Origin of the sequence: Streptomyces echinatus (genome assembly GCF_014203595.1) — a bacterium.
Lineage (GTDB): Bacteria > Actinomycetota > Actinomycetes > Streptomycetales > Streptomycetaceae > Streptomyces > Streptomyces echinatus.
The window spans coordinates 276,401-299,480 of the sequence record NZ_JACHJK010000012.1; the positions used below are offsets into that span (position 1 = coordinate 276,401).

Sequence of the window (23,080 nt, forward strand, 5' to 3'; positions counted from 1 at the left end):
CGGACCACCCGTGCCGTGTGCCGTGTCCACGGCATAAAATCCGCACGTCAGGGCCGCTCCGAAGGTGCAGCGCGCCCATCTCACAGCTGCACGAGGAGCCGTACCTCATGGCCGAACACCCCGCCTATCCCGTAGGTCTCCGCCTCGCCGGCCGCCGCGTGGTCGTCCTCGGTGGCGGCCAGGTGGCCCAGCGGCGTCTGCCGGCGCTCATCGCCGCGGGTGCGGACATCCTGCTCGTCTCCCCCGGAGCGACTCCTTCCGTCGAGGCCATGGCGGACGCGGGCGAGATCACCTGGGCGAGGCGGGGGTACGAGGACGGCGACCTCGCCGACGCCTGGTACGCCCTCATCGCCACCAGTGACCCCGAGGCCAACACGCGGGCCTCCGCCGAGGCCGAGCGGCACCGCGTCTGGTGCGTCCGCTCCGACGACGCCGACCGGGCGACGGCGTGGACCCCGGCGACCGGCCACAGCGAGGGCGTCACCGTCGCCGTGCTCACCACGGACGCGCGCGGCCGCGACCCCCGCCACACCGCGGCCATCCGGGACGCGGTCGTGGAGGGCCTGCGCGACGGCACCCTCGTCGCCCCGCACCACCGCACCCGCACGCCCGGCGTCTGGCTGGTCGGCGGCGGCCCCGGCGACCCCGACCTGATCACGGTCCGCGGCCGGCGCCTCCTCGCCGAGGCGGACGTCGTCATCGCCGACCGCCTCGGCCCGCGCGACCTGCTCGCCGAACTCCCGCCGCACGTCGAGGTGATCGACGCGGCGAAGATCCCCTACGGCCGCTACATGGCCCAGGAGGCCATCAACAACGCGCTCATCGAGCACGCCGGGCAGGGCAAGGCGGTCGTCCGGCTCAAGGGAGGCGACCCGTTCGTCTTCGGCCGCGGCATGGAGGAGGTCCAGGCGCTCACCGAGGCCGGCATCCCGTGCACGGTGGTCCCCGGCATCTCCAGCTCGATCTCGGTGCCGGGCGCGGCGGGCATCCCGGTCACGCACCGCGGGGTCGCCCACGAGTTCACCGTGGTCAGCGGCCATGTGGCGCCCGACGACGAACGGTCCCTGGTCGACTGGCCCGCGCTGGCCAAGCTCACCGGCACGCTGGTCGTCCTGATGGGCGTCGACAAGATCGGGAAGATCGCGGAGACGCTGGTCGCGCACGGCAGGTCCCCAGACACCCCGGTCGCCCTGATCCAGGAGGGGACGACGGCCGCCCAGCGCCGGGTGGACGCCACCCTGGCCACGGTCGCCGAGACGGTACGGACCGAGGACGTGAAGCCCCCGGCGGTCATCGTCATCGGCGAGGTCGTGCGGGTCGGGCCGGAGCCCGCCGCTTGATCACGCGTAACCCGGGGTAACGCAACCCCTTCCGAGCCGTTGGCACCACACCCAGGACAAGGCAGTATCACCCTGTGGCCGATCTCATCACCGTCGAGGATCCCGACGACCCGCGCCTCTCCGACTACACAGGCCTGACCGACGTCGAGCTGCGCCGCAAGCGGGAGCCCGCCGAAGGCCTGTTCATCGCGGAGGGCGAGAAGGTCATCCGCAGAGCCAAGGAAGCCGGCTACGAGATGCGGTCGATGCTGCTCTCGGCCAAGTGGGTCGACGTCATGCGCGACGTCATCGACGAACTCCCGGCCCCGGTGTACGCCGTCAGCCCGGAACTCGCCGAACGCGTCACCGGTTACCACGTGCACCGCGGTGCCCTCGCGTCCATGCAGCGCAAGCCGCTGCCGACGGCAGGCGAGCTGCTCCGCTCCGCCTGCCGGGTGGTGGTCATGGAGTCGGTGAACGACCACACCAACATCGGCGCGATCTTCCGCTCGGCGGCGGCCCTCGGCATGGACGCGGTGCTGCTGTCGCCCGACTGCGCCGACCCGCTGTACCGGCGGAGCGTCAAGGTCTCCATGGGGGCGGTCTTCTCGGTGCCGTACGCCCGTCTGGAGAGCTGGCCGCGGGATCTCGACTCGGTCCGCGAGGCGGGTTTCACCCTGCTCGCGCTCACCCCGGACGACAAGGCCAGCACCCTGGACGAGGCCGCCCCGCACCGGATGGAGCGGGTGGCGCTGATGCTCGGCGCGGAGGGCGACGGGCTGTCCACCCAGGCCCTGGTCGCCGCCGACGAGTGGGTACGCATCCCGATGTCCCACGGCGTCGACTCGCTCAACGTGGGAGCGGCCGCCGCGGTCGCGTTCTACGCGGTGGCGACGGGCCGCCCGGGGGCCTGACCGAGCGGGCCGGGACTCGCCGTTTCCCGGAGCCGTGACCGGGCGGGGCCCGGCCCGTTCTCGCGTCCCGGAGCCCCGGCCGGGCAGGGGAGCACGTTTGTGCTTTACGAAGTCCTGGGCGAGGCAGGGCCCGGCTCGCCTGCCGGGACCGCCCCGGAGCCGGTGTGCTCAGTTGCCGGCGTCGTGGCTCAGCACCGACGGGCGCCGGCCCGACGGGAACGTGCTGTCACCCGGCGTCGGATAGCCCGGCTGCGTGTGCCGCGGCCGCCGGCCTCCGCCGTCGTCGCCGAGTCCGCGCGCCGGGCCCTGGCAGCCCTGGGCCACCGCGATCCCGAGCGCCACCAGCAGCGTCACCACCACGAACACGAACAGCCGCTGCCGCAGCAGCCGCGGATTGGCCGGCCGCAGCCCGAACAGCGCCGGCCGCCGCCCCGCCCGGCCGGAACCACCGCGCGGCGCGGGCCGGCCGCCGCCGGAACGCGGGCCGCCGACGCGGGGCACCGGAGTGGGACGGGCCGTACCCGCCCGGGAGGAGGCGCCGCCGCCGCGCGCACCGCTGCCGCCGCGTGAGGGCGCGCCACCACGGGACGCCATGTCACCGCGCGCGGAGACCCCGCCCCTGGACGACACCCCGCCCCGCGGCGGCGTGCCCCCGCGCGGCAGCGGCGTACCGGGGGCGGTACGCCGCTGGGTGCGCTGCTGCTCGGGGTAGGTGTCGACGAGCCGGCCGGTGGGCCGGTCCGCCTCGGCGGCGCGTGGCGCGGGCGGCCGTACGCCGTCCAGGCCCTGCGCCTCCCGGGCGGCGATCTCCTTGAGCCGCAGCGACAGCTGCAGCGTGCTGGGCCGCTCCTCGGGGTGCTTCGCCAGGCAGGCCCGGATCAGCGGGGCGAGCGCGTCCGGCACCCCGGACAGCTGCGGCTCCTCGTGCACCACCCGGTACAGCATCACCTCGGAACTGCCGTGCCCGAAGGGCGAGTCGCCGGTCGAGGCGTACGCCAGGGTCGCGCCCAGGGAGAAGACGTCGGTGGCCGGCGTGACCGCCGCGCCGCGCACCTGCTCGGGGGCGAGGAAGCCGGGGGAGCCGACCGCGGTGCCCACATGGGTGAGCGTGGAGGCGCCGGTGGCCCAGGCGATGCCGAAGTCGATGATCCGCGGCCCCTTGGGGGACAGCAGGATGTTGGAGGGCTTCAGGTCCCGGTGCACGACACCCGCCTCGTGCACGGCGACCAGCCCCTCGGACAGGGCCGCGCCGACCGCCGCCGTGTCCGCCGCCCCGAGAGCGCCCTCGTCGGCGACCTTGTCGTGCAGGGAGGGGCCGGGCACGTACTGGGTGGCGAACCAGGGCCGCTCGGCCTCCAGGTCGGCGGCGACCAGCCGGGCCGTGCACCCGCCCCGGATCCGCCGGGCCGCGGACACCTCGCGCGCGAACCGCGACCGGAACTCCTGGTCCTCCGCCAGGTCGGGCCGGATCACCTTCAGCGCGACCCGCTGACCCTTCTTGTCGGAGCCGAGGTAGACCACGCCCATCCCGCCCGCGCCGAGCCGTCGGTGAAGCCTGAACGAGCCGACGACGCGCGGGTCCTCGCGCCTCAGGCGCATCATCGCCATGTTCATCCCCGCTGCCCGGTCCCTGTGACGTGGCACAGCTTACGTTTCCACGGCCGCCTGCGCGCAGAGGCCGCGCCCTCTCGGCCGGACGGATTGTGCGGGCCGTCCGGGGGAGTTGAAACTCGGTCAGGAAGCCGTGCCTCAGGGCGACTTTGTGTGGACGGCGCGGACAACGCGTCGACAAAGCAGGGAGGTTGGGCCTCCGCGATGACCCGGCGCAGGGGTCGGTACGTCCGCCGGCCGGCGGTCGCCGACGGCCCGCGGGTCCGGGCGCGCCCCGGCCCCCGGGCCGCCTCCGGGCCCTCTCCGGAGGCCGTCGGCAGTGATCGAAGTCACTCCGTCCGGCCCGCAGGACGCTTCGGAAATGACCGGACAGAGCGGGCGGCACCTCAGGGAAGACCCCGAGACCCGGGCGCGCGTCTCCACCCAGGGGAGTAGTCCCCAGGTCATGGCTCATCCTCCGGGAGGCCCGGCAATCGGTACGAAGGCATGACGTCCCGCGCGCGCCGCGCGCCTAGATTTGAGGTCAAGCGGCGGGTGCAGCACTCGTCCCCCGAGGTCAGGTACCCGCCGCTGTCGACAACAACCGAAACGGTCAGGAGAGGGACCATGGCCCACACGGCACCGCGACGCACCGCGTTCGCCCCCCGCCGGACGGGCCGCCGCCACCCCTTGGTGGCGACGGTCATGGCCCTTCCCCTGGCGGCCCTGCTCCTGCTCGTGTTCGACGGGTGGGAGACGGTGGCCACACAGGCGTCGTCCGTGGGTGCGATGCTGGGGCGCTGAGCGGCGACCCCAGGCCCGGAAGAGCGGTCCGGGCGGGGACATCTATCCATGAAACCCCGTGGGGACGGGGGTGCGACGGACGGCAAATATGCCGGCGCAGCTGGGGAGCTGCGCCGGCATTGGCCGTTTCGGGCCTCGAACGGCGAGCCGGTGGCACCGTGCGCAAGGGCCGCGAGGACCGTCGCTCGCCCCCGCGCGCAGGTGGCGTGGGCCGGGCCCGGAGCCGCGGCGGGCCCGCGGGAGGGTGGGGGCCGTGGCGCGGGCAGGCGCGGCGCGGGCGCTCGCGCGGTGCCGCGCGCCCCTGAGGAGCCGCGGTCGCTCCACCCGGACGCGCGCGACGGTGCCGGACACGGCGGCGCCGGACCCCGGCCCGGCACCCCGCCGGCGCCGGCGACCGGTCCGACCCCGCCGGCCGCCCCAGTACCCTCGGCCCATCAGCCGACCCCGCCCGAGGCAGCCTTGACCGCAGACGCAGACACCCGCCCAGGAACCACCCTCATATCCGCCCTGACCGCCCGGGCCAGGGCCACCGCTCACCCCCACGCCCCCACCGGCCCCTGTGCCTGCGCCGACGCCCCCCTCGCGGACCGCCCCGACGCCACCGTCGTCCGGCACGCCGGCACCGTCGCCAAGGCCCACGCCCCGGACGCCGACCCCACCGCCCTGGCCCTCCGTGTCCGCGTGGCCGCCCGCCTCCCCGACGTGCTCCTGGCTCCGCTCGCTCCCGCCCCGGTGCCGCTGCGCGACCGTCTGGTGACCTTCTGGCCGTACGGCGCCCCCGTGGACCCGGACGACCCCGACGCCGCCCCCTGGGAGTCCGCCGCCACCCTCCTCGCCCGGCTGCACCGGGCCCCCGTGCCGCCGGGCCTCCCCCCGATGCGCGGCCCCGCCAAGGCCGCCCGCGCGGTCGACCGGCTCCGCTCGGCACTGCGCGCCACACCCCACGCGCCGGCCCGCGCGGCCGCCGGTCCCGTCCTGGCGGCCTGGGCCGCCCTCCCCGGCTGGGCCGGGGCCGCCGCCCCCATGCCCGGCCCGGCCGCCCTCTGCCACGGCGATCTGCACCTCGGCCAGCTCGTGCGGCACCCGGCCCCGGACGGACCGTGGAAGCTGATCGACGTCGACGACCTCGGAGCCGGTGTGCCGGCCTGGGACCTCGCCCGCCCCGCCGCCTGGTACGCCTGCGGACTCCTCCCGCCCGACGAGTGGACCCGATTCCTGACCGCCTACCGGCGGGCCGGGGGCCCGGCCGTCCCCCCGGACGGCGACCCCTGGCCCGCCCTGGACGTCCCGGCCCGCGCGCTCACCGTGCAGACGGCCGCCCTCGCGGTCACCAAGGCCCTCGCCGCCGCCCGCCCGCTGGACGAGGTGGAGCAGGCCGTGGCCGACGCCTGCGCGCGCATGCCCGCCCTCCCCCCTCGGCGGGCGCCCGGAATCCCGGACTAGGCTGCAACCGCCCGGGGCCGGACGGAGTCTGTCCTGGGGAAACACGAAGCAGTACCGACCGGCGAGGAGTTGAGCCGAGCATGCAGTGTCCGAAGTGCCATGCGCCGATGCACACCTACAACCGCAACGGCGTCCAGATCGAGCAGTGCAGCGGTTGCCGCGGCATCTTCCTCGACTACGGCGAGCTGGAGGCGCTGACCCGCCTGGAGTCCCAGTGGTCGCAGCCGGCCCCGCCCCCGCCCGCCGCCCCGCAGGCCTACCCCGCGGCCCCGGCCGCGCCCGCCTGGGGTGCCCCGCACGGCGGCGGCCACGGCGGCCACGGCGGTCACGGTCACTACGGCCACCAGCGCCACAAGAGCTTCGGCCACATGCTCTTCTCCAGCTGAGCACACGAAGAAGCCCCCGGCCGTTCGAGACGGCCGGGGGCTTCTTGCTGTGTGGACGATACTGGGATTGAACCAGTGACCTCTTCCGTGTCAGGGAAGCGCTCTCCCGCTGAGCTAATCGTCCGCGGGCTGTGACCGCTGCGTCACAGGCAGTGCGCGATACTGGGATTGAACCAGTGACCTCTTCCGTGTCAGGGAAGCGCTCTCCCGCTGAGCTAATCGCGCGGGTGGGATCTTCGAGAAGATCCAGGATCCGAGGATCCAGTGGACGATACTGGGATTGAACCAGTGACCTCTTCCGTGTCAGGGAAGCGCTCTCCCGCTGAGCTAATCGTCCTTGGAGGTGGAGACGGGATTTGAACCCGTGTAGACGGCTTTGCAGGCCGTTGCCTCGCCTCTCGGCCACTCCACCAGGAGTGTAGGGGATCGGGATGACCCCTTCTTCCTTCGAGCGGACGACGAGGCTCGAACTCGCGACCTCAACCTTGGCAAGGTTGCGCTCTACCAACTGAGCTACGTCCGCTTGTCGTTTCGTTCCGCTTCCGCGTCCCGGCGACGTGTTGAACTCTAGCGGATTCCCGGGCCAGTACAAAAACGCGTTTGCGCAGCGTGCTGCGGTGCGTCCGGGGGACCCGGTGGTCAGGGCCCCCTCGGGGACATCCCGGAGCCACCTCTCGGACACCCGACCTAGACTCGGCCATGTGCTCCACCACCCTCCTCTCGCCCGCTTCGGTGACCGCGTCGCCACCGGCCTCCTCGACGTCACCAGCGATCCGGCGGCCCTGGACTCCACCGGCTTCTGGGCCGTCTGCGCGGACTTCGAGGGCCGGCTGACCTGCGCCCGCTTCGCCGACGTACGGAAGGAACCGGTGCCTGCGCCGGTGCCCGGCGGCTGGCGGGGCCCGGAGCCGGGGGACTGGTCCTCCTCCCTGGACCGCGCCGCCTACACGGCGGCCGTCCGCCGCATCCGTGAGCACATCGCGGCCGGCGAGGTCTACCAGGCCAACCTCTGCCGGGTGCTCGGCGCGCCCGTCGCCCCCGGCGCCGACGTGGACGCCCTGACCGCCCTGCTGGCCCGCGGCAACCCGGCGCCGTACGCGGGGACGATCCGGCTGCCGGAGCACGGCGTGGAGATCGCCACCGCCTCGCCCGAGCTGTTCCTGCGCCGGGACGGCCGCACGGTCGAGTCCGGCCCCATCAAGGGCACCGGGCGCACCGAGGCGGACCTCCTGCAGAAGGACTACGCCGAGAACGTGATGATCGTGGACCTGGTCCGCAACGACATCGGACGGGTCTGCGCGACCGGCAGCGTGAGCGTCCCCGACCTGTGCGCCGTGGAGAAGCACCCGGGGCTCGTCCACCTCGTCTCCACCGTGCGCGGCGAGCTGTGCGAGGGGGCCGGCTGGCCGGAGCTGCTGGCCGCGGCCTTCCCGCCCGGCTCGGTCACGGGCGCCCCCAAGTCGAGCGCCTTGCGGATCATCGAGGCGCTGGAGACGGCACCGCGCGGCCCCTACTGCGGCGGCATCGGCTGGGTGGACGCCGACCGGGGCACCGCCGAGCTGGCCGTGGGCATCCGCACCTTCTGGATCGACCGGTCCGCCGAGGGCGGGGCGACCCTGCGCTTCGGCACCGGTGCGGGCATCACCTGGGGATCCGACCCGGAGGGGGAGTGGCGGGAGACCGAGCTGAAGGCGTCCCGGCTGCTCGCGATAGCGTCGGGGACGTACGAGGAGACCGAAGGGGCGCTCACATGAGGATCTGGCTGGACGGCGGGCTGCGGGAACCGGACTCGGCCCTGGTCTCCGTCTTCGATCACGGGCTGACGGTCGGCGACGGCGTCTTCGAGACGGTGAAGGCCGTGGACGGCAGGCCGTTCGCGCTCACCCGGCACCTCGACCGGCTGACCCGCTCGGCCCACGGCCTCGGCCTGCCCGAGCCCGACCACGACGAGGTGCGCCGCGCCTGCACGGCCGTGCTGGAGGCCAACCCGATGCCGCTCGGCCGACTGCGGATCACCTACACCGGCGGCCACGGCCCGCTCGGCTCCGACCGGGGTGATCACGGCCCGACCCTGGTCGTCGCCGTGGGCGCGACCAGCCGCCGCCCGGACACCACCTCGGTGGTGACCGTCCCCTGGACCCGCAACGAGCGGGGTGCCCTCACCGGCCTGAAGACCACCTCCTACGCCGAGAACGTCGTGGCCCTGGCCCGTGCCCACCAACACGGAGCCTCCGAAGCGCTGTTCGGCAACACCGTCGGGCAGCTCTGCGAGGGCACCGGCTCGAACGTCTTCGTCGTCCTGGACGGCGAGATCCACACTCCGCCGGTCGCCTCCGGCTGCCTGCCCGGCATCACCCGCGCCCTGACGGCCGAGTGGACGGGCGCCAAGGAGACCGACCTGCCGCTGGACGTCCTGGACCGGGCCGACGAGGTGTTCCTGACCTCGACCCTGCGGGACGTACAGGCCGTGCACCGCGTCGACGGCCGTGAACTGCCCGGCACTCCCGGCCCGGTGACCGCCAAGGCCATGCGGATCTTCGACGAGCACGCCGGGCGCGACCTGGACCCCTGAGCCCCGTAAAACGGGCTGACGCGAGGGGGCGTCGCGGGTAGAACACCTGTGATGACCACGACCCTGCGGCCGGCCGAGCCGCTCCAGCAGCACCCCGACGGGACCCGCTCCCGGCGCTTCGCGGTGTGCGTCAACAGCCGTCCCGTCGGTGAGATCCACCTCGGCACCTCGCCGAACCTCGGCGCCTCGGTGGCCCGCATCGTCGACCTGCGGATCGCCGAGCCCGACCGGAGGCGCGGCCGGGGCACCGTCGCGGCGCTCGCCGCCGAGGAGGTGGCCCGCGGCTGGGGCTGCGTTCTGGTGGAGACGGTGGTGCCCGTCGCGGCGGACGCCGCGCTGCGCCTGTTCGGCACCCTCGGCTACACCGTGCGCAACCGCGGCATGGAGAAGCGCCTCGGCGGCACTCCGCCCGAGCTGCCGCCGGACGCTCACGCGCGGCCCATGACCGGGGCCGAGTTCGACGCGTGGCACGAGGCGGAGAGCGAGCGGTACGCGCGCACGTGGATCGACCGGGGCATCCCCGAGGCCGCGGCCCGCGCCAAGGCCCGCGACGACCACGCCCGGCTGCTGCCGCACGGGCTCGCCACCGACGGCATGCTCTTCAGCGTGCTGGAGCAGGCGGGCGGCCCGGTGGGCACCCTGTGGGTGGCGCTGGAGGAGGCCAGGGCGTACGTGTTCGACGTGGCGACCGACGAGGCCCACCGCGGCCGGGGGCACGGCCGTACGCTCATGCTGCTGGCGGAGCGCCAGGCGATCGAGGCCGCCCGGCCGGTCCTCGGGCTCAACGTGTTCGCGGGCAACACCCCGGCCGAGCGTCTGTACACGTCACTCGGCTACGAAACGGTGACCCACTCCCTGAGCAAGCCTCTGCTCTGAGCGCCGGCCGGACGGGCCCGTGACGCGGCCGGCGGGGGTGCGGCCGCCGGTGCCGGTACGGGGAGGCGCCTCCGGAGTCGTAGCCGGAGCCGGGTCCGGAGCGGGCGCCGCCGGGTCCGGGAACCCCTGAAGGGTCCGGTCCTCAGGCCCCCTGGCCGGACCGGTCGGCGAGCAGCCGGTCCGCGATCTCCTCGATGCGCTCGCGCAGCCCCTCCTGGCTCTTGCCGCCGTCGAGGCGTTCGCCGCCGATGACGTACGTAGGGGTGCCGGTCACACCGATCGCCTTGCCCTCGGCCTGATCGGCGTCGACGACCAGGATGTGCCGGCCGTCGATCAGCGCGGTGTCGAACTCCTCGGCGTCCAGGCCGAGTTCCCCGGCGACCTCGACCAGGAGGGGTTCTCCCCGACCGTCCAGCTCGGCCACCCGCTCCAGCACGGCCTCCACGTACTCCCACCCCTTGCCCTGCTCCAGCGCCTCCTCGGCGGCCTGGGCGGCGGCGAAGGCGTGCTTGTGCTTCTCCAGCGGGAAGTGCCGCAGCCGCAGCTCCAGCCGGTCGCCGTAGCGGGCGCGCAGGGCGCGGACGTCGTCCAGGGCGGTACGGCAGTCGGGGCACTGCAGCTCGCACCAGACGTCTAGGACGGGGGCGTCGGTGCGTGCGGGGGAGGAGTCGCTCATGCCCTCCAGTCTTCCAGGCCGGGCGCGGGCGACCCAATCGGGACCGCGGCCCGCGCTGCCGTCCCGGCACCGGCACCCGAGGAGGAGCCGACCCGGAGATGTCCCTGAAGTCGGGTGCGAGCGTGGCCTCACGGGGATCCGAAGGTGCACGATGGAAGCGACCGACCGAGCCGCCAGGAGGACCGGATGATCGCCGAGACAGTCTGCTCCGCCGTGTCCGCGGCGGGCCTGGGTATCGCGGTGGTCACCGCCTACCGCAAGCGTTTCCTGTCGGCGGCCCGCATCGCCGCCTACTCGCTGGTGCCGATCGGTCTGGTGATGACCGGGATCGTCGGCTGGCTCGCCGACACCGCGCTGAGCCCCACCGCCTGGGCCGGCTTCGGAGTGCTGGGCGCGGCCTGGCTCCTGTTCGCCGGCACGCGCGCCGCGGAACGCCGGCGCGGAGGTGCCGGTGCCGGTCGCAAGGCGGCCGGGCGGGCGGAGCGGGACGCGGTGGCACCCGCGGCCTCCGCACCCTCCCTGGGCGGGGCGTCCCGTCCCGCCGCACGCCCCGGCGCGGAGCCCCGGTCCGGCGGCTCGTCGGAGGACTTCAGCGACATCGAGGCCATCCTCAAGAAGCACGGCATATGACAGTCACATGACTCGCTGAAACGACACAGTGGGTCCGCGGGCGTCCGGAATCGTTCACCAGCCGAACGAGACCTCACGGTATTCGGCGCACTCCCGCAAGATCCTTGTGCGTGATCGCGGGCGGGGCACCGGGTGCGCCATGATCTCCCGCGAGATGCTGGACACGACACAGAGCGAGGCCGCGCCGCCGAAGGACGAGCCGCGCGGGTGCCTCTTCGCCCTTTCCCAGCCACCGCTGATGATCTTCCTAGCGGTGATCGGGTGTCTGCTCCTCACGGCTGCGCTGCACGACCTGCTGTTGCTGTGAGCCGACGCGTCCGTCCCGGCGCCACCCGCCGGGGCCGACGTCGCCACAGCGCGTCTCTCAGCCCGTGGCCTCCTTGCGCCGGGCCCGGTAGGCGGCGACGTGCAGCCGGTTGCCGCAGGTGCGGCTGTCGCAGTAGCGGCGCGAGCGGTTGCGGGAGAGGTCCACGAAGGCGCGCCGGCAGTCCGGTGCCTCGCAGCGCCGCAGCCGCTCCTCCTCCCCGGCCACCACGAAGAAGGCCAGCGCCATCCCGCAGTCGGCGGCGAGATGGTCGGCCACGGAGGCGCCCGGCGCGAAGTAGTGCACATGCCAGTCGTAGCCGTCGTGGTCCGTGAGGCGGGGTGTCGTGCCCGCCGCGGCGACCAGCTCGTTGATCATCATGGCGGCCGACCGGGCGTCCGGGGCCGCGAAGATCGAGGCGAACCGGCCCCGGACCCTGCGCACCGCCGAGAGGTCGAACTCCGACAGCACGCCGACATCGCTGATCTCGTGGTTCCGTACGAATTCCGCGAGAGCCCGGACATCGGGCAGTCCGTCCGCCGCCGCGTCGTCCTCCGGCGCGGAGTTCACCAGATCCACCACGGTGTCGAGGGCACACCGGGTGTCGTGGGTGATCAGCACGTTACGCTCCCTGGCCTGGGGGTCGGGCGGGCGCCCGTCGATGGTGGCCGATGGTAGCGACAACCGTGCCGGCCGCACCTGTCCTTGCCCGTCCTCGCTCGCCCGTAGAACGCCCCGGTGCCTCGCGGGGTTCCCGCGGCGCCGGACCCCGCTGCCGGGACGCGGCCGGCGGGCCGTGGGCGGACCGCCGCGGGCGGCACACGCGCCGCGGCCGGCCGTGCGCGGAGCGAAGCCGGCGGGCACAGGCCGACGCCGCCCCGCGCATGCTCACGGTGACGGCGTCGGCCCATGCCGTATGCGGTTGTCTTGGCCCGAGCCGTCTCCCCGAGTGGACGGCGCCGGGCTGCTTCGAGGGGCCGCGGCCGCGGCCTAGCTCTCCGCCAGGATGTGCGAGAGCTCCTGATCAAGATCGAAGTGCCGGTGCTCCGTGCCGGGCGGCACGGCGGCGTCGGTTCGCTTCAGGAAGGACTCCAGGGCCCGCGCCGGGGCCTCGAGCAGCGCCTCCCCCTCCGGGGAACTGAGGGCGATGCACACGACGCCCTGGCCATGACTGCGCGATGGCCAGACGCGGACGTCGCCGGTGCCGGTGGGCCGGTGCAGCCCCTCGGCGAGGAGGTCGCGGGCGAACACCCACTCGACGGTCTCCTCGGCTCCGGTGTGGAAGGTGGCGTGCACGGCGTAGGGGTCGGCCGTGTCGTACCGCAGGCCTGCGGGGACAGGCAGGGAGGACTCGCTCGACACAACGAGGCGCAGGTGCAGCTCGCAGCTGACCGTGGTGTTCATAAGCGCCAGGGCCTTTCGCTCAGTGTGCGCTCGGGGATTCGCACGTCGGCGAAATCGACATGCCACCTACGGTGCCGTTGTAAACCCCTCTGAGGGTTTTGCGTGTGTTTACGTAACTCTTCCGGCCGAGAACTCGTACCGGATCTACGACCATTTCAGTGACTGGATTCACTCGGGTAGGGTTTGTCTGTATGAATACGGGGAGTGACGAGGCGGGCGAGGTCGCCGTGGCAGCAGACAAGACGCGGTCGGACCGGCCGGAAGCCGGCCAGGACGCCGAGCACGGCCTCGGTTCGCGGGCGCCGGAGTTCGTCAAGGCGCGTCGGCTGCTGCATCTGAGCTGGCAGGTCGGGGTCTTCGTGGTCGGCCTCGCGGTGGTCGCCGCGGGGATCGTCATGCTGCCGCTGCCCGGCCCCGGCTGGGTGGTGATCTTCGGGGGCATGGCGATCTGGGCGACCGAGTTCGTCTGGGCCCAGCTCGCGCTCCGCTGGACCAAACGCAAGGTCACCGAGGCGGCCCAGCGGGCCCTCGACCCCAGGGTGCGCCGCCGCAACATCACCCTGACCGCGATCGGGCTGGTGATCATCGGCGTGCTCGTAGGGATCTACCTGTGGAAGTTCGGCCTCGTCATGCCCTGGAAGATCAAGGACCAGTGACACCGCCGGACGGCGGGACGGCGCCGTCGCCCCGCCCCTGGTCAGAGGCACCCCCTGACATGGGGTAATGTTCTTCCTGCGCCCGGGCGATTAGCTCAGTGGGAGAGCGCTTCGTTCACACCGAAGAGGTCACTGGTTCGAACCCAGTATCGCCCACCCGGACCGACGGCCCACCTGCGACCAGCAGGTGGGCCGTCGGCGTTCTTGCACCCCGCGGCGGCGCGGTGTCGGGCGACGGCCCCCTAGGACCCCTCCGTACCTCGTGCCGGCGAGCGCTTGCTTGAAACGATTCATACCCTCGGCGGCCACGCTCGGGCCCCTCATGGCGGGGCACCGGGGGGCGGGCCGAGAAGATCAACCGGACCATCGCACTCTTCGAGAAGAAATATCCGAAGATCAAGGTCAAAACCGACTTCCAGATGTATCGGAGCTTCCGGGGGAAGTTCCGGGCCCTGAGGTGTCGGCGCAAATCCCCCGGACGTTTTCCAAAACGCCGTCACTTTCCTTCGCAAGTACGACAAGCGGGGAATTCCCCCGGAGCTCGAACCTCGGGTGCGGGCAGGAAATCTGAGGCGTAATCAGTTGCGCGAGCACCGAGGGAACCGGATGCCGGCCCGGCGGGGACCGGGCGAGCGCCGTCGCACGGGCGGCGGCGCTCGTGAGCCGAGTGTGACCCGGGTCACGAACGAGTGCATGAGTACGTGTACTCAGATGCATGCGCCGGATCGCGCCACACTCGGCCCATGGACTGGAATCACTACCGCTTCCGCAGCCTGTGGCTCCTGCCCGCTCCGCCCGCCGCGGTCTACACGGCGCTGGAACGGGCCGAGGACTACCCCCGGTGGTGGCCACAGGTGCGGTCGGTGACCCGCCTCGACGCCGAGACCGGAGTGATCACGATCCGGTCCGCGCTGCCCTACGGCCTCACGTCCACCGTGCGGGAGACCCGCCGGGACCCGGCGGCCGGCGTCCTGGAGGTCACCCTGTCCGGCGACATCGACGGCTGGGCCCGCTGGACGGTCCTCCCCGGCGGCCCCGGCACGCTCGCCCGCTACGACCAGGAGGTCCACGTGCGCAAGCCGCTGCTCAGGCCGCTCGCCGTACCGGGACGGCCCCTCTTCCGCCTCAATCACCGCCTGATGATGCGGGCCGGGCGCCGCGGACTGCTGCGCCACCTGCGAGCGGTTTGAACGAAGGGCGCCCGGACCTGTATTGTTCAGTGCGTTCCCGGGCGATTAGCTCAGTGGGAGAGCGCTTCGTTCACACCGAAGAGGTCACTGGTTCGAACCCAGTATCGCCCACCGGGAAAGGCCGGTCCGCAGCAGCGGGCCGGCCTTCTGCGTGCTGTGCGGGCTCACGCCGCGGCCGGCAGCTCCGGGCGCAGGGGCCAGTCCGTGCTGACCGTCTCCTCCGAGCCGCTGCGCGCGAACCACGCCTGGAGGCCGCGCGCCTGCGCCGCGTGCCAGTTCGTCTGGAGCGTGTGCAACTCGGCGGGGGACAGGCGCTCCAGCCGGGTCGCGAAACGACGGCCCACGGCCCGCACGACATCCAGCGCGGCCAGCGCGTCCGCCGCCGCGTCATGGGCGCCCTCCAGCGTCACGCCGTAGTGCGCGCACAGGTCGGTCAGCGTGCGACGGCCCTTGCGGTACCGGTCCAGGTGCTTGTCGAGCACCCGCGGGTCCAGCACCCGCAGCGGCACCGACTCGAACCAGCGGTCCAGCGAGGACGCCCGGTGCCGGCGCAACTCCCGGTCCAGCAGCGTCAGATCGAACGGCGCGTTCATCACGACCAGCGGGCGTCCGAGCGCCGCGTGCTCGGCCAGCTGCTCGGCTATCTCGTGCATCACCGGGGCCGGCCAGCGCCCGTTGCGCTGGAGGTGTTCCTCCGTCAGCCCGTGCACCGCCGTCGCCGACTCCGGCACCGGCACCCCCGGGTTGACCAGCCAGCGGGCGACCCGGGGCCGGGTCCCCGGGGCGTCCTGGACGACGACGGCGGCCGACACGATCCGGTCGGTCTCGACGTCCACGCCCGTCGTCTCCGTGTCGAAGGCGGCCAGCGGCCCCTCGTACCAGTTCGTCATCCCAACCCAACTCCTCGTTCACCCACGGCAGGTGACGTTCCGTCTTCTGCCCGTTTGGTGATACCCGGGCCGTTTGCGCCGTACGCCGGGAGGAGACAACAGGAGTACGGGTCTTTGCAGTTCAGCGGCCCGCAGCGGGGAAACTCATTGCTTGGAAGGCTGTTGGTCATGGCCATGGCGCAGCCCGAGCGGGGCGGGCTGCTGCCCGATCGTGCGGGCACCCTTCGCGGCACACTCGCCACCACCGCCTGCATGGAGACACTGCAGGTCGGCTATCTGCACGCGGTCGCCGCCGCGGCCGGCTGCTCGCTGTCCCAGCCCTTTCCGGACAACGGCATCGACTGGCACGTCAGCCACAGCGCGCCCGGACACACCGTCGACGACGAGGTCACCATCAAGGTGCAGCTGAAGGCCACCTACCAGATCGCGCCGAACCCCCCGGGCCCCTCCTTCTCCTTCACCCTCGACAACGACCACCTGCGCAAACTCGCCCGCACGCCCGTCTCGGTGCACAAGATCCTGGTCGTCATGCTCGTGCCGCGCTCCCCGGACGACTGGCTGCGCGCCAGCCACGACCGGCTCGACCTCAGGCACTGCTGTTACTGGGTCAACCTGGCCGGCCGGCCCGTCACCGGCCGGCACCGGACCACCGTGCGGATACCGACCTCACGCATCTTCGACGACCGGGCCCTGTGCGAGATCATGACGCGGGTCGGGACGGGAGGCAGGCCATGAGGAACCGTCCCCACGACGAACCGGTACGGCTGCTCCGGCCGCACCCCGACGACCTGTCCTGGCATCGGCCCCCGGAGCCCGCCGAGGTCGACCCCGCCGTGCTCGGCGCCCTGCTGCACCGGCACGGCTGGCAGCGGCGCGGGGGAGCGGCCGGGCGGTACGGCCGCTGGACCCCGCCCGGCCCGGGCGGCGGCGGAACCAGCCTGCTCGTCCCCGAGAGCCGCGCCTTCCCCGACAGCGACGACCTGCTCGGCGAGGCCCTCGACGCCCTCGCCCGCAGCGACACCGCCTCCGCGCGCGAGGTGCTGATCTCCCTCGCCGTGCCCAGCGACGAGATCCGCTGGTGGCGTGACACCCCGAGCGGACCCGCCGGCGCCGCCCCCTGGACCGCCGACGACCGGCTGCGCGGCGCCGCCCGGCAGATGCTGCTCGCCGCCGCGCTCGCCACCCGCGCCCGGGCCGGCTACTACGGCGCCCGTCACCGCCGACCCGCCGCCGCGCTCCTGGAGGACGTCCTCGTCGGCCCCGCCACCGACGGCCGTACCCTCACCGCCTTCGCGCCCGTGACCACCGGCCGCCCCCTCGCCGTCCGCCTCCACCAGGCCCTGCACGCCGCCCGTGAGGCCATCGACTACCGGCGGGCCACCGGCGGCATGGACGCCTTCGACGGCGCCGTCGAAGCGGGCGTCAGCCGTGAGCTGACCGAGGCGCTCGGCGCGCTCGTGCACGGCACCGAGGGCGCCCGCGTCGCCGTCGCCTGGGCACCCGGCACCCTCGTCCCGGAAGGCTGCGCGCCCTCCGCCGAACCCGTGGAGTTCTCCCCCGGCGACCTGCCCGCGCTCCGCGAGGCCGCCGCCCGCTACTTGAGCGCCGAGCCCTCCGTCCCGGTCCGCGTCACCGGCGCCGTCGTCCGCATGCGCCGCTCCGGGCCCTGCGGCGAGGGCACCGTCCGGCTCCGCGTCCTGGCCGGCGCCGACGTGCCGCACCTGCGCGTCACCCTCGACGAGGAGGACTACCGCATCGCCGGCCACGCCCATCTCGTCGGCCTGCCCGTCCGCGTCCACGGGCGGCTGGAGCGCCGGGGCGGCTTCCGCCGGCTGACCGGCGCCTCCGGGGTCGTACCCGTGCAGGTGGACGAGGCCGAGCGGGACCGGCTGATGAAGGCGCTCCAGGAGAACCTGGACTTCTTCGAGGAGGCCTGCGGAGAGGGGGAGCCGGGAGCGTACGCGGACGACGCCTGAGGGTGACCGTTTCGCGGTCGGCGCCGTCGGGTCGGTACGATCGCCTGTGCGCGCGCTCCTGGTATGGCGCCGCACCCCACCTTCAGTCAGGAGAGACCGGTGTCAGACGTCCGTGTGATCATCCAACGCGATTCCGAGCGGGAAGAACGCGTGGTGACGACGGGCACTACGGCCGCCGACCTCTTCGCGGGCGAGCGCTCGATCATCGCCGCGCGCGTGGGCGGCGAGCTGAAGGACCTCAGCCACGCACTGTCCGACGGTGACGAGGTCGAGGGTGTCGAGATCTCGTCCGAGGACGGCCTGAACATCCTGCGCCACTCCACCGCGCACGTCATGGCGCAGGCCGTGCAGGAGCTGTTCCCCGAGGCCAAGCTGGGCATCGGTCCGCCCGTCAAGGACGGTTTCTACTACGACTTCGACGTCGAGAAGCCGTTCACGCCCGAGGACCTCAAGGCCGTCGAGAAGAAGATGCAGGAGATCCAGAAGCGCGGGCAGAAGTTCGCCCGCCGCGTGGTCTCCGACGAGGCCGCCCGCGAGGAACTGGCGAACGAGCCGTACAAGCTGGAGCTGATCGGCCTCAAGGGCTCGGCCTCCCACGACGACGGCGCGGACGTCGAGGTCGGCGCCGGCGAACTGACGATCTACGACAACCTGGACGCCAAGACCGGCGACCTGTGCTGGAAGGACCTCTGCCGTGGTCCCCACCTGCCGTCGACCCGCCTCATCCCGGCGTTCAAGCTGATGCGCAACGCGGCCGCCTACTGGCGCGGCAGCGAGAAGAACCCGATGCTCCAGCGCATCTACGGCACCGCCTGGCCGTCCAAGGACGAGCTGAAGGCGTACCTCGACTTCCTCGCCGAGGCCGAGAAGCGCGACCACCGCAAGCTGGGCAACGAACTCGACCTCTTCTCCATCCCCGAGCAGATCGGCTCCGGCCTCGCCGTCTTCCACCCCAAGGGCGGCATCGTCCGACGCGTGATGGAGGACTACTCGCGCCGCCGGCACGAGGAAGAGGGCTACGAGTTCGTCTACACCCCGCACGCGACGAAGGGGAAGCTCTTCGAGACGTCCGGGCACCTGGACTGGTACGCCGAGGGCATGTACCCGCCCATGCAGCTCGACGAGGGCGTGGACTACTACCTCAAGCCCATGAACTGCCCGATGCACAACCTGATCTTCGACGCGCGTGGCCGCTCGTACCGCGAACTGCCGCTGCGCCTCTTCGAGTTCGGGACCGTGTACCGGTACGAGAAGTCGGGCGTCGTGCACGGCCTGACCCGGGCCCGCGGCTTCACCCAGGACGACGCGCACATCTACTGCACCCGTGAGCAGATGTCCGAGGAGCTGGACAAGACGCTCACCTTCGTCCTCGGCCTGCTGCGCGACTACGGCCTGACCGACTTCTACCTGGAGCTGTCCACCAAGGACCCGGAGAAGTTCGTCGGCTCCGACGAGGTCTGGGAGGAGGCGACCGAGACCCTGCGCCAGGTCGCCGAGAAGCAGGGCCTGCCCCTCGTCCCGGACCCGGGCGGCGCCGCCTTCTACGGCCCGAAGATCTCCGTCCAGGCCAAGGACGCCATCGGCCGGACCTGGCAGATGTCCACCATCCAGCTCGACTTCAACCTGCCCGAGCGCTTCAACCTGGAGTACACCGGCCCGGACGGCTCCAAGCAGCGCCCGGTCATGATCCACCGCGCGCTGTTCGGCTCCATCGAGCGGTTCTTCGCCGTCCTCCTGGAGCACTACGCGGGCGCCTTCCCGGCGTGGCTGGCCCCGGTCCAGGCGATCGGCATCCCGATCGGTGACGCGCACGTGGACTACCTGGCGAAGTTCGCGGCGGCGGCCAGGAAGAAGGGCCTGCGCGTCGAGGTGGACTCCTCCTCGGACCGCATGCAGAAGAAGATCCGGAACGCGCAGAAGCAGAAGGTCCCGTTCATGGTCATCGCCGGCGACGAGGACATGTCGAACGGCTCGGTGTCCTTCCGCTACCGCGACGGCTCGCAGGAGAACGGCATCCCGTTCGACGAGGCCATCGCCAAGATCGCGAAGGTCGTGGAGGAGCGCGCGCAGGTCTGATCCGGCGCCCGCCCCGTCCGAGGGCCCCCGGGAGGTTCAGCTCCCCGGGGGCCCTTCGTCGGTCTCCCGTGTGAAGGTCCGCATCAGCCAGGCGGAGAAGGAACCCGTCACCGCGCCGAGCAGGGCGAGACCGCAGGCCATCATCACGATCGCGATGGCCCGGCCGAGGACGGTCACCGGCACGACGTCGCCGTAGCCGACCGTGCTGAGGGTCGAGGCGGCCCACCACACGGCGTCGCCGAACGTGTGCATGGTGGTCCCGGGCGCCCCGCGCTCCACCTGGTAGACCGTGAGCGCACCGGAAAAGCCGAGGATCAAGGTGGACAGGCCCGCGTAGGAGATCACCCGCGCGTACAGCGAGACCCGCGGCTGACCGCGCCCGCGCTGCACCTCGTCGTAGAGCGGGACGATCCGCAGGGGACGCAGCAGCGGCAGGACGACCACCACCGTGAGCAGCACATGGCCGGCCACGAACCGCGGCCCCTGCCCGCTGAGCCGCCAGCGCACTGCGTAGTCCGCGACGAACACCAGCCACAGGGCGAGCATGACGAACCAGCACAGGTCCCGCCAGAACTCGGGCAGGCCCGTGGCCAGGACGCGGGTGGCGTAGGCGGCCAGGAAGACCAGGGCCGCCACGAAGAGGGGGATCTCGGTGTCCTGCCCCCAGCGTGCCGTACGGCTGTCGTCGTCCACCGGCCAAGCTTGGCCGGTGAGTGCCCCGGGACCGCCCCGGCGACACGCCGGGCAAGGGTGACGCCATATGCTGCCTAGCATGACGAGTGAGCCGGAGCAGCAGATCGGAGTGGGGACCCAGGACGCGTTCCAGCGTCTGTGGACGCCCCACCGGATGGCCTACATCCAGGGCGAGAACAAGCCGACCGGCCCGGGGGCCGACGACGGCTGCCCCTTCTGCTCCATCCCGGCCAAGTCCGACGAGGACGGGCTGATCGTCCGACGCGGTGAGCATGTGTACGCCGTTCTCAACCTGTACCCGTACAACGGCGGTCACCTGATGACCGTGCCGTACCGGCACGTGGCCGACTACACCGACCTGACCGGTCCCGAGACCAGCGAGCTGGCGGAGCTGACCAAGCAGGCGATGACGGCCCTGCGCACCGCGTCCGGCGCGCAAGGCTTCAACATCGGCATGAACCAGGGCTCGGTCGCCGGTGCCGGCATCGCCGCCCACCTGCACCAGCACATCGTCCCGCGCTGGGGCGGCGACACGAACTTCATGCCGGTCGTGGGCCACACGAGAGTGCTGCCGCAGCTGCTGGCCGACACCCGCAAGATGCTGGCGGAAGCCTGGCCGGCAGTGGCCTAGGCCTGGGCCGAAAGCCGATCAAGAGCGCTTGGGCCGGCAGCGGACAAGGAAGCCCGTCCGGCGTTTGAGGACGAGGCCGTCCACGGCCGAAGCGGGGGCCTGGGGGCGGCAGCCCCCAGAAACCGCGACCCCCGCGCACCCGCACCCCGGCCGAACCCCCACGCCCCCGCGGCCGAACCGCCGGAGGCTCACGCGTCGTAGAGGTCGGCCTTTCGCGGCGTCGGGTCCTGGACCCCGCCGCTGAGGAAGGACGAACGGGCACCGAACTTCTCCGTGTCCACGCCGTTCTCCTCCAGCACCTTGATCGCGGCCGAGTGCACCACGCGCAGCACCGGCGTCGCCGCGCGCAGCGCGTCGTCGGCCATGAAGCGGTGGCGCCACGGCTGGTCGGCCCAGGCATGGCGCAGACCGAACGGCTCGGGCAGCCCGAGCGAGCCGCCCAGCCAGTTCAGCAGCGGCGGGTACCAGGTCAGCGGGGCGCGGGCGGCGAGCCGTACGACCTCGTCGGCGCCGACCAGCGGCAGCTTGATCGTGCGGTTCTCCCACGGCTTGAAGGACTTCGCGACCTCCTTGGTCGGCGCCTCCGGCTTCGAGGTGAACAGGGAGTTCACCGGGCCCAGGGCGTGCCCGGTGACCTCGATGCGCAGCGTCTCGTGCAGCACGGTGACGGTGATCAGCATGGTGATCACCAGCTGTCCGTCCCAGAGGGTCCACTGCACGCCCAGGTAGTGCCGGTCGCCACTGCCGAACTGCTGCTTGTTGCAGATGTCCTGTATGGCGTGCGTCTTGACCTGGAACGCCTCGACGTCGGTGCCCTCGGGCCGGGACACGGCCGTGGCCTTCTCGCCGATCGGGGTGACGATCCAGTGCCGTATCGACGGCTTGGGGAAGCCGCCGGTGTTGAGCGGGCCGCGCTCCAGGAGGGCCAGCTGGTCGTGGACCGCGCGTATCACGTCCCAGCTGCGGAAGGGGTGGATCTCCCGGCCGGGGTCGGCGGGCTTCAGGTCCTCGGCGAGCTGCCAGGCGCCCCAGCGGGTGCCCATGCCGAGTATGCCCTTGGGGCCGGCGTAGAAGACGGAATTGGACTGCTGTTCGGCGGTGAGCCGGGCCAGTGACTGGCGCAGCTCCTCGGCGGCGGTCTGGCCGGGGCCGCGCGGCACGGCCTCCGGGACCTTGGCGCCGACGCTGGTGCCGGAGAGCAGACCGTCCCAGCGGGCCCGCAGGTCCGTGGCGGTGCGCTCGCAGATCTGCTTGGCCCAGTACCAGCCGAGCACGGGCAGGACCACGGCCGCGCGGGCGTACCAGGCCCAGAAGCCGGTGAACGGCATCTTGATCAGGAACAGGGCGGCGAGCACACCGACGCCCAGGAGGAGCGCGGTGGCCAGCGTCCCGGCCCGCTTGTCGTCGCGTCTGGCGACGAGGGTGCGCAGCTGGAAGACGAGGAGCCAGACCAGCAGTCCGGGCAGGAAGAGCAGGCCGCAGACGACGGTGACGGCGGTCAGGCGGTTGTCGCGCTCCCGGCGGATGTTGTTGGCGGCCAGGGCGTGCTCCACCACGAACTGCGGTTCGGTGCCGAAGGACTGGATGAGCGGCTTGCGGCCGGGGGCGAGCAGCCGGTCGACCAGGGCGCGGGAGAACGCCTCACCGAGATTGGGCCGGAACAGCTTGATCCGGCCCGCCTTGACGGCCGACTGGTGCCATTCGTTGTCCGCCTTCTTGATCTCCTCGATCGGGCTGTCCCGGTACGCCGCGGAGGCCAGCGCGGCCGTCGCGGCCTGCCCCTCGTCGCCCGAGACGGGCACCTGGGGCCCGTCCCACTCCGTTCCAAACGACATTCCCGCCCCCATCGCCGCCGGTGCCGTTCCTGCGGCCTTCCCGACTTCCCTGCCCCGCACACCTGTTGGACCGGCCGCCGTGCCGATACCGGCCGAGTGCCGGACGGCCGTGGCACGACGTGACCAGGTGATCAGCGTATCCGCCGGTACCGACAGCCCGCGGGCGGACGGCCGAAGCCGCCCGCCCGTGCGCCGTTGCGCGCCGGCGTACCACC

23 protein-coding genes and 7 tRNA genes are annotated in these 23,080 nt (G+C 72.7%); 18 read left to right on the forward strand and 12 right to left on the reverse strand.

Going from position 1 to position 23,080, the window contains the following annotated elements:
* Positions 1-107 precede the first annotated feature (107 nt).
* Together cobA and FHS34_RS30140 are read left to right on the forward strand one after the other, a co-directional pair.
* Positions 108-1,340 carry a uroporphyrinogen-III C-methyltransferase gene (gene cobA, locus FHS34_RS30135; RefSeq protein ID WP_184971194.1) on the forward strand — a complete coding sequence of 411 codons (1,233 nt, stop codon included), beginning with the start codon at positions 108-110 and terminating at the stop codon, positions 1,338-1,340.
* Positions 1,341-1,414: 74 nt separating this feature from the next.
* Positions 1,415-2,233, forward strand: a complete 819-nt coding sequence (locus FHS34_RS30140) for a TrmH family RNA methyltransferase (protein WP_184971196.1) — start codon at positions 1,415-1,417, stop codon at positions 2,231-2,233.
* A 168-nt stretch (positions 2,234-2,401) separates the two neighbouring features.
* Here the strand turns inward: FHS34_RS30140 and FHS34_RS30145 are convergent, their stop codons facing one another.
* Positions 2,402-3,847, reverse strand: a complete 1,446-nt coding sequence (locus tag FHS34_RS30145; RefSeq protein ID WP_184971198.1) for a serine/threonine-protein kinase — start codon at positions 3,845-3,847, stop codon at positions 2,402-2,404.
* 603 nt (positions 3,848-4,450) lie between these two features.
* On the opposite strand from FHS34_RS30145, the gene FHS34_RS30150 reads away from it, so the two are divergent.
* The 3 genes from FHS34_RS30150 (at position 4,451) to FHS34_RS30160 (ending at position 6,456) form a co-directional block, all read left to right on the forward strand.
* Positions 4,451-4,627, forward strand: a complete 177-nt coding sequence (locus tag FHS34_RS30150) for a hypothetical protein (protein ID WP_184971199.1) — start codon at positions 4,451-4,453, stop codon at positions 4,625-4,627.
* A gap of 459 nt (positions 4,628-5,086) precedes the next feature.
* Complete coding sequence (locus FHS34_RS30155; protein ID WP_184971201.1) at positions 5,087-6,070, forward strand: phosphotransferase family protein; 984 nt, start codon at positions 5,087-5,089, stop codon at positions 6,068-6,070.
* 80 nt (positions 6,071-6,150) lie between these two features.
* Positions 6,151-6,456: a TFIIB-type zinc ribbon-containing protein gene (locus FHS34_RS30160; protein ID WP_184971203.1), complete on the forward strand. Its 306-nt coding sequence runs from the start codon at positions 6,151-6,153 to the stop codon at positions 6,454-6,456.
* Positions 6,457-6,508: 52 nt separating this feature from the next.
* On the opposite strand, the gene FHS34_RS30165 is transcribed toward FHS34_RS30160, so the two are convergent.
* The 5 genes from FHS34_RS30165 to FHS34_RS30185 all read right to left on the reverse strand — a co-directional run bounded on the left by FHS34_RS30165 (position 6,509) and on the right by FHS34_RS30185 (position 6,979).
* A tRNA-Val gene (locus FHS34_RS30165) sits at positions 6,509-6,580 on the reverse strand.
* Positions 6,581-6,609: 29 nt separating this feature from the next.
* Positions 6,610-6,681, reverse strand: a tRNA-Val gene (locus FHS34_RS30170).
* Positions 6,682-6,721: 40 nt separating this feature from the next.
* A tRNA-Val gene (locus FHS34_RS30175) sits at positions 6,722-6,793 on the reverse strand.
* A gap of 1 nt (position 6,794) precedes the next feature.
* Positions 6,795-6,868 (reverse strand) — tRNA-Cys (locus FHS34_RS30180).
* A 38-nt stretch (positions 6,869-6,906) separates the two neighbouring features.
* A tRNA-Gly gene (locus FHS34_RS30185) sits at positions 6,907-6,979 on the reverse strand.
* A 178-nt stretch (positions 6,980-7,157) separates the two neighbouring features.
* On the opposite strand from FHS34_RS30185, the gene FHS34_RS30190 reads away from it, so the two are divergent.
* From FHS34_RS30190 to FHS34_RS30200, 3 genes are read left to right on the forward strand one after another with little or no spacing between them, the layout of a single operon-like run.
* Positions 7,158-8,210, forward strand: coding sequence for a chorismate-binding protein (locus FHS34_RS30190; protein ID WP_184971205.1), 1,053 nt, complete (start codon positions 7,158-7,160; stop codon positions 8,208-8,210).
* Positions 8,207-9,028: an aminotransferase class IV gene (locus FHS34_RS30195; protein ID WP_184971208.1), complete on the forward strand. Its 822-nt coding sequence runs from the start codon at positions 8,207-8,209 to the stop codon at positions 9,026-9,028. The genes FHS34_RS30190 and FHS34_RS30195 overlap by 4 nt, the downstream gene beginning before the upstream one ends.
* A gap of 51 nt (positions 9,029-9,079) precedes the next feature.
* Positions 9,080-9,904: a GNAT family N-acetyltransferase gene (locus tag FHS34_RS30200; protein ID WP_184971210.1), complete on the forward strand. Its 825-nt coding sequence runs from the start codon at positions 9,080-9,082 to the stop codon at positions 9,902-9,904.
* A 142-nt stretch (positions 9,905-10,046) separates the two neighbouring features.
* Here FHS34_RS30200 and FHS34_RS30205 read toward each other — a convergent pair whose 3' ends face one another.
* On the reverse strand, positions 10,047-10,580 hold the full coding sequence (locus tag FHS34_RS30205) for a DsbA family protein (protein ID WP_184971212.1): 534 nt from the start codon (positions 10,578-10,580) through the stop codon (positions 10,047-10,049).
* 186 nt (positions 10,581-10,766) lie between these two features.
* On the opposite strand from FHS34_RS30205, the gene FHS34_RS30210 reads away from it, so the two are divergent.
* Complete coding sequence (locus FHS34_RS30210) at positions 10,767-11,210, forward strand: hypothetical protein (RefSeq protein WP_184971214.1); 444 nt, start codon at positions 10,767-10,769, stop codon at positions 11,208-11,210.
* A gap of 154 nt (positions 11,211-11,364) precedes the next feature.
* The gene (locus FHS34_RS30215) at positions 11,365-11,517 is read left to right on the forward strand and encodes a hypothetical protein (RefSeq protein WP_184971216.1); all 153 of its coding nucleotides are present in this window, start codon (positions 11,365-11,367) and stop codon (positions 11,515-11,517) included.
* A 57-nt stretch (positions 11,518-11,574) separates the two neighbouring features.
* Here FHS34_RS30215 and FHS34_RS30220 read toward each other — a convergent pair whose 3' ends face one another.
* Positions 11,575-12,135, reverse strand: coding sequence for a CGNR zinc finger domain-containing protein (locus tag FHS34_RS30220; protein WP_184971218.1), 561 nt, complete (start codon positions 12,133-12,135; stop codon positions 11,575-11,577).
* A gap of 369 nt (positions 12,136-12,504) precedes the next feature.
* The gene (locus FHS34_RS30225; RefSeq protein WP_004002642.1) at positions 12,505-12,918 is read right to left on the reverse strand and encodes an SsgA family sporulation/cell division regulator; all 414 of its coding nucleotides are present in this window, start codon (positions 12,916-12,918) and stop codon (positions 12,505-12,507) included.
* 191 nt (positions 12,919-13,109) lie between these two features.
* On the opposite strand from FHS34_RS30225, the gene FHS34_RS30230 reads away from it, so the two are divergent.
* The 4 genes from FHS34_RS30230 (at position 13,110) to FHS34_RS30245 (ending at position 14,875) form a co-directional block, all read left to right on the forward strand.
* Positions 13,110-13,574, forward strand: coding sequence for a TIGR02611 family protein (locus FHS34_RS30230; RefSeq protein WP_184971219.1), 465 nt, complete (start codon positions 13,110-13,112; stop codon positions 13,572-13,574).
* A gap of 84 nt (positions 13,575-13,658) precedes the next feature.
* Positions 13,659-13,730: transfer RNA gene (locus FHS34_RS30235), tRNA-Val, on the forward strand.
* A 587-nt stretch (positions 13,731-14,317) separates the two neighbouring features.
* On the forward strand, positions 14,318-14,764 hold the full coding sequence (locus FHS34_RS30240) for an SRPBCC family protein (protein WP_184971221.1): 447 nt from the start codon (positions 14,318-14,320) through the stop codon (positions 14,762-14,764).
* Between the two features lie 39 nt (positions 14,765-14,803).
* Positions 14,804-14,875, forward strand: a tRNA-Val gene (locus FHS34_RS30245).
* Positions 14,876-14,928: 53 nt separating this feature from the next.
* Here FHS34_RS30245 and FHS34_RS30250 read toward each other — a convergent pair.
* A complete protein-coding gene (locus tag FHS34_RS30250; RefSeq protein ID WP_184971223.1) occupies positions 14,929-15,654 on the reverse strand; it encodes a 3'-5' exonuclease in 726 nt (241 codons plus the stop codon).
* A 168-nt stretch (positions 15,655-15,822) separates the two neighbouring features.
* Between FHS34_RS30250 and FHS34_RS30255 the strand changes: the two genes are divergently transcribed.
* The 3 genes from FHS34_RS30255 (at position 15,823) to thrS (ending at position 19,706) form a co-directional block, all read left to right on the forward strand.
* Positions 15,823-16,389 (forward strand): DUF4365 domain-containing protein, encoded by a 567-nt coding sequence (locus FHS34_RS30255; protein WP_184971225.1) that lies wholly within the window; start codon positions 15,823-15,825, stop codon positions 16,387-16,389.
* Positions 16,386-17,630 carry a hypothetical protein gene (locus FHS34_RS30260; RefSeq protein ID WP_184971227.1) on the forward strand — a complete coding sequence of 415 codons (1,245 nt, stop codon included), beginning with the start codon at positions 16,386-16,388 and terminating at the stop codon, positions 17,628-17,630. Before FHS34_RS30255 ends, FHS34_RS30260 begins: the two co-directional genes overlap by 4 nt.
* 99 nt (positions 17,631-17,729) lie before the next feature.
* A complete protein-coding gene (gene thrS, locus FHS34_RS30265) occupies positions 17,730-19,706 on the forward strand; it encodes a threonine--tRNA ligase (protein WP_184971229.1) in 1,977 nt (658 codons plus the stop codon).
* A 36-nt stretch (positions 19,707-19,742) separates the two neighbouring features.
* Here thrS and FHS34_RS30270 read toward each other — a convergent pair whose 3' ends face one another.
* Positions 19,743-20,399 carry a potassium channel family protein gene (locus tag FHS34_RS30270; protein WP_184971231.1) on the reverse strand — a complete coding sequence of 219 codons (657 nt, stop codon included), beginning with the start codon at positions 20,397-20,399 and terminating at the stop codon, positions 19,743-19,745.
* A gap of 67 nt (positions 20,400-20,466) precedes the next feature.
* On the opposite strand from FHS34_RS30270, the gene FHS34_RS30275 reads away from it, so the two are divergent.
* Positions 20,467-21,030: an HIT family protein gene (locus FHS34_RS30275; protein WP_184971233.1), complete on the forward strand. Its 564-nt coding sequence runs from the start codon at positions 20,467-20,469 to the stop codon at positions 21,028-21,030.
* A gap of 188 nt (positions 21,031-21,218) precedes the next feature.
* Here the strand turns inward: FHS34_RS30275 and FHS34_RS30280 are convergent, their stop codons facing one another.
* The gene (locus FHS34_RS30280) at positions 21,219-22,865 is read right to left on the reverse strand and encodes an AbeC-like domain-containing protein (RefSeq protein WP_184971235.1); all 1,647 of its coding nucleotides are present in this window, start codon (positions 22,863-22,865) and stop codon (positions 21,219-21,221) included.
* Between the last annotated feature and the right edge of the window lie 215 nt (positions 22,866-23,080).

Coding starts and splice junctions, on each gene's coding strand:
- FHS34_RS30205 (WP_184971212.1), bottom strand. CDS start 10,580: ATGAGCGACTCCTCCCCCGCACGCACCGACGCCCCCGTCCTAGACGTC.
- FHS34_RS30230 (WP_184971219.1), top strand. CDS start 13,110: ATGAATACGGGGAGTGACGAGGCGGGCGAGGTCGCCGTGGCAGCAGAC.
- FHS34_RS30195 (WP_184971208.1), top strand. CDS start 8,207: ATGAGGATCTGGCTGGACGGCGGGCTGCGGGAACCGGACTCGGCCCTG.
- FHS34_RS30240 (WP_184971221.1), top strand. CDS start 14,318: ATGGACTGGAATCACTACCGCTTCCGCAGCCTGTGGCTCCTGCCCGCT.
- FHS34_RS30260 (WP_184971227.1), top strand. CDS start 16,386: ATGAGGAACCGTCCCCACGACGAACCGGTACGGCTGCTCCGGCCGCAC.
- FHS34_RS30200 (WP_184971210.1), top strand. CDS start 9,080: ATGACCACGACCCTGCGGCCGGCCGAGCCGCTCCAGCAGCACCCCGAC.
- FHS34_RS30275 (WP_184971233.1), top strand. CDS start 20,467: ATGCTGCCTAGCATGACGAGTGAGCCGGAGCAGCAGATCGGAGTGGGG.
- cobA (WP_184971194.1), top strand. CDS start 108: ATGGCCGAACACCCCGCCTATCCCGTAGGTCTCCGCCTCGCCGGCCGC.
- FHS34_RS30160 (WP_184971203.1), top strand. CDS start 6,151: ATGCAGTGTCCGAAGTGCCATGCGCCGATGCACACCTACAACCGCAAC.
- FHS34_RS30255 (WP_184971225.1), top strand. CDS start 15,823: ATGGCCATGGCGCAGCCCGAGCGGGGCGGGCTGCTGCCCGATCGTGCG.
- FHS34_RS30215 (WP_184971216.1), top strand. CDS start 11,365: ATGCTGGACACGACACAGAGCGAGGCCGCGCCGCCGAAGGACGAGCCG.
- FHS34_RS30150 (WP_184971199.1), top strand. CDS start 4,451: ATGGCCCACACGGCACCGCGACGCACCGCGTTCGCCCCCCGCCGGACG.
- FHS34_RS30250 (WP_184971223.1), bottom strand. CDS start 15,654: ATGACGAACTGGTACGAGGGGCCGCTGGCCGCCTTCGACACGGAGACG.
- FHS34_RS30145 (WP_184971198.1), bottom strand. CDS start 3,847: ATGAACATGGCGATGATGCGCCTGAGGCGCGAGGACCCGCGCGTCGTC.
- FHS34_RS30225 (WP_004002642.1), bottom strand. CDS start 12,918: ATGAACACCACGGTCAGCTGCGAGCTGCACCTGCGCCTCGTTGTGTCG.
- FHS34_RS30280 (WP_184971235.1), bottom strand. CDS start 22,865: ATGTCGTTTGGAACGGAGTGGGACGGGCCCCAGGTGCCCGTCTCGGGC.
- FHS34_RS30210 (WP_184971214.1), top strand. CDS start 10,767: ATGATCGCCGAGACAGTCTGCTCCGCCGTGTCCGCGGCGGGCCTGGGT.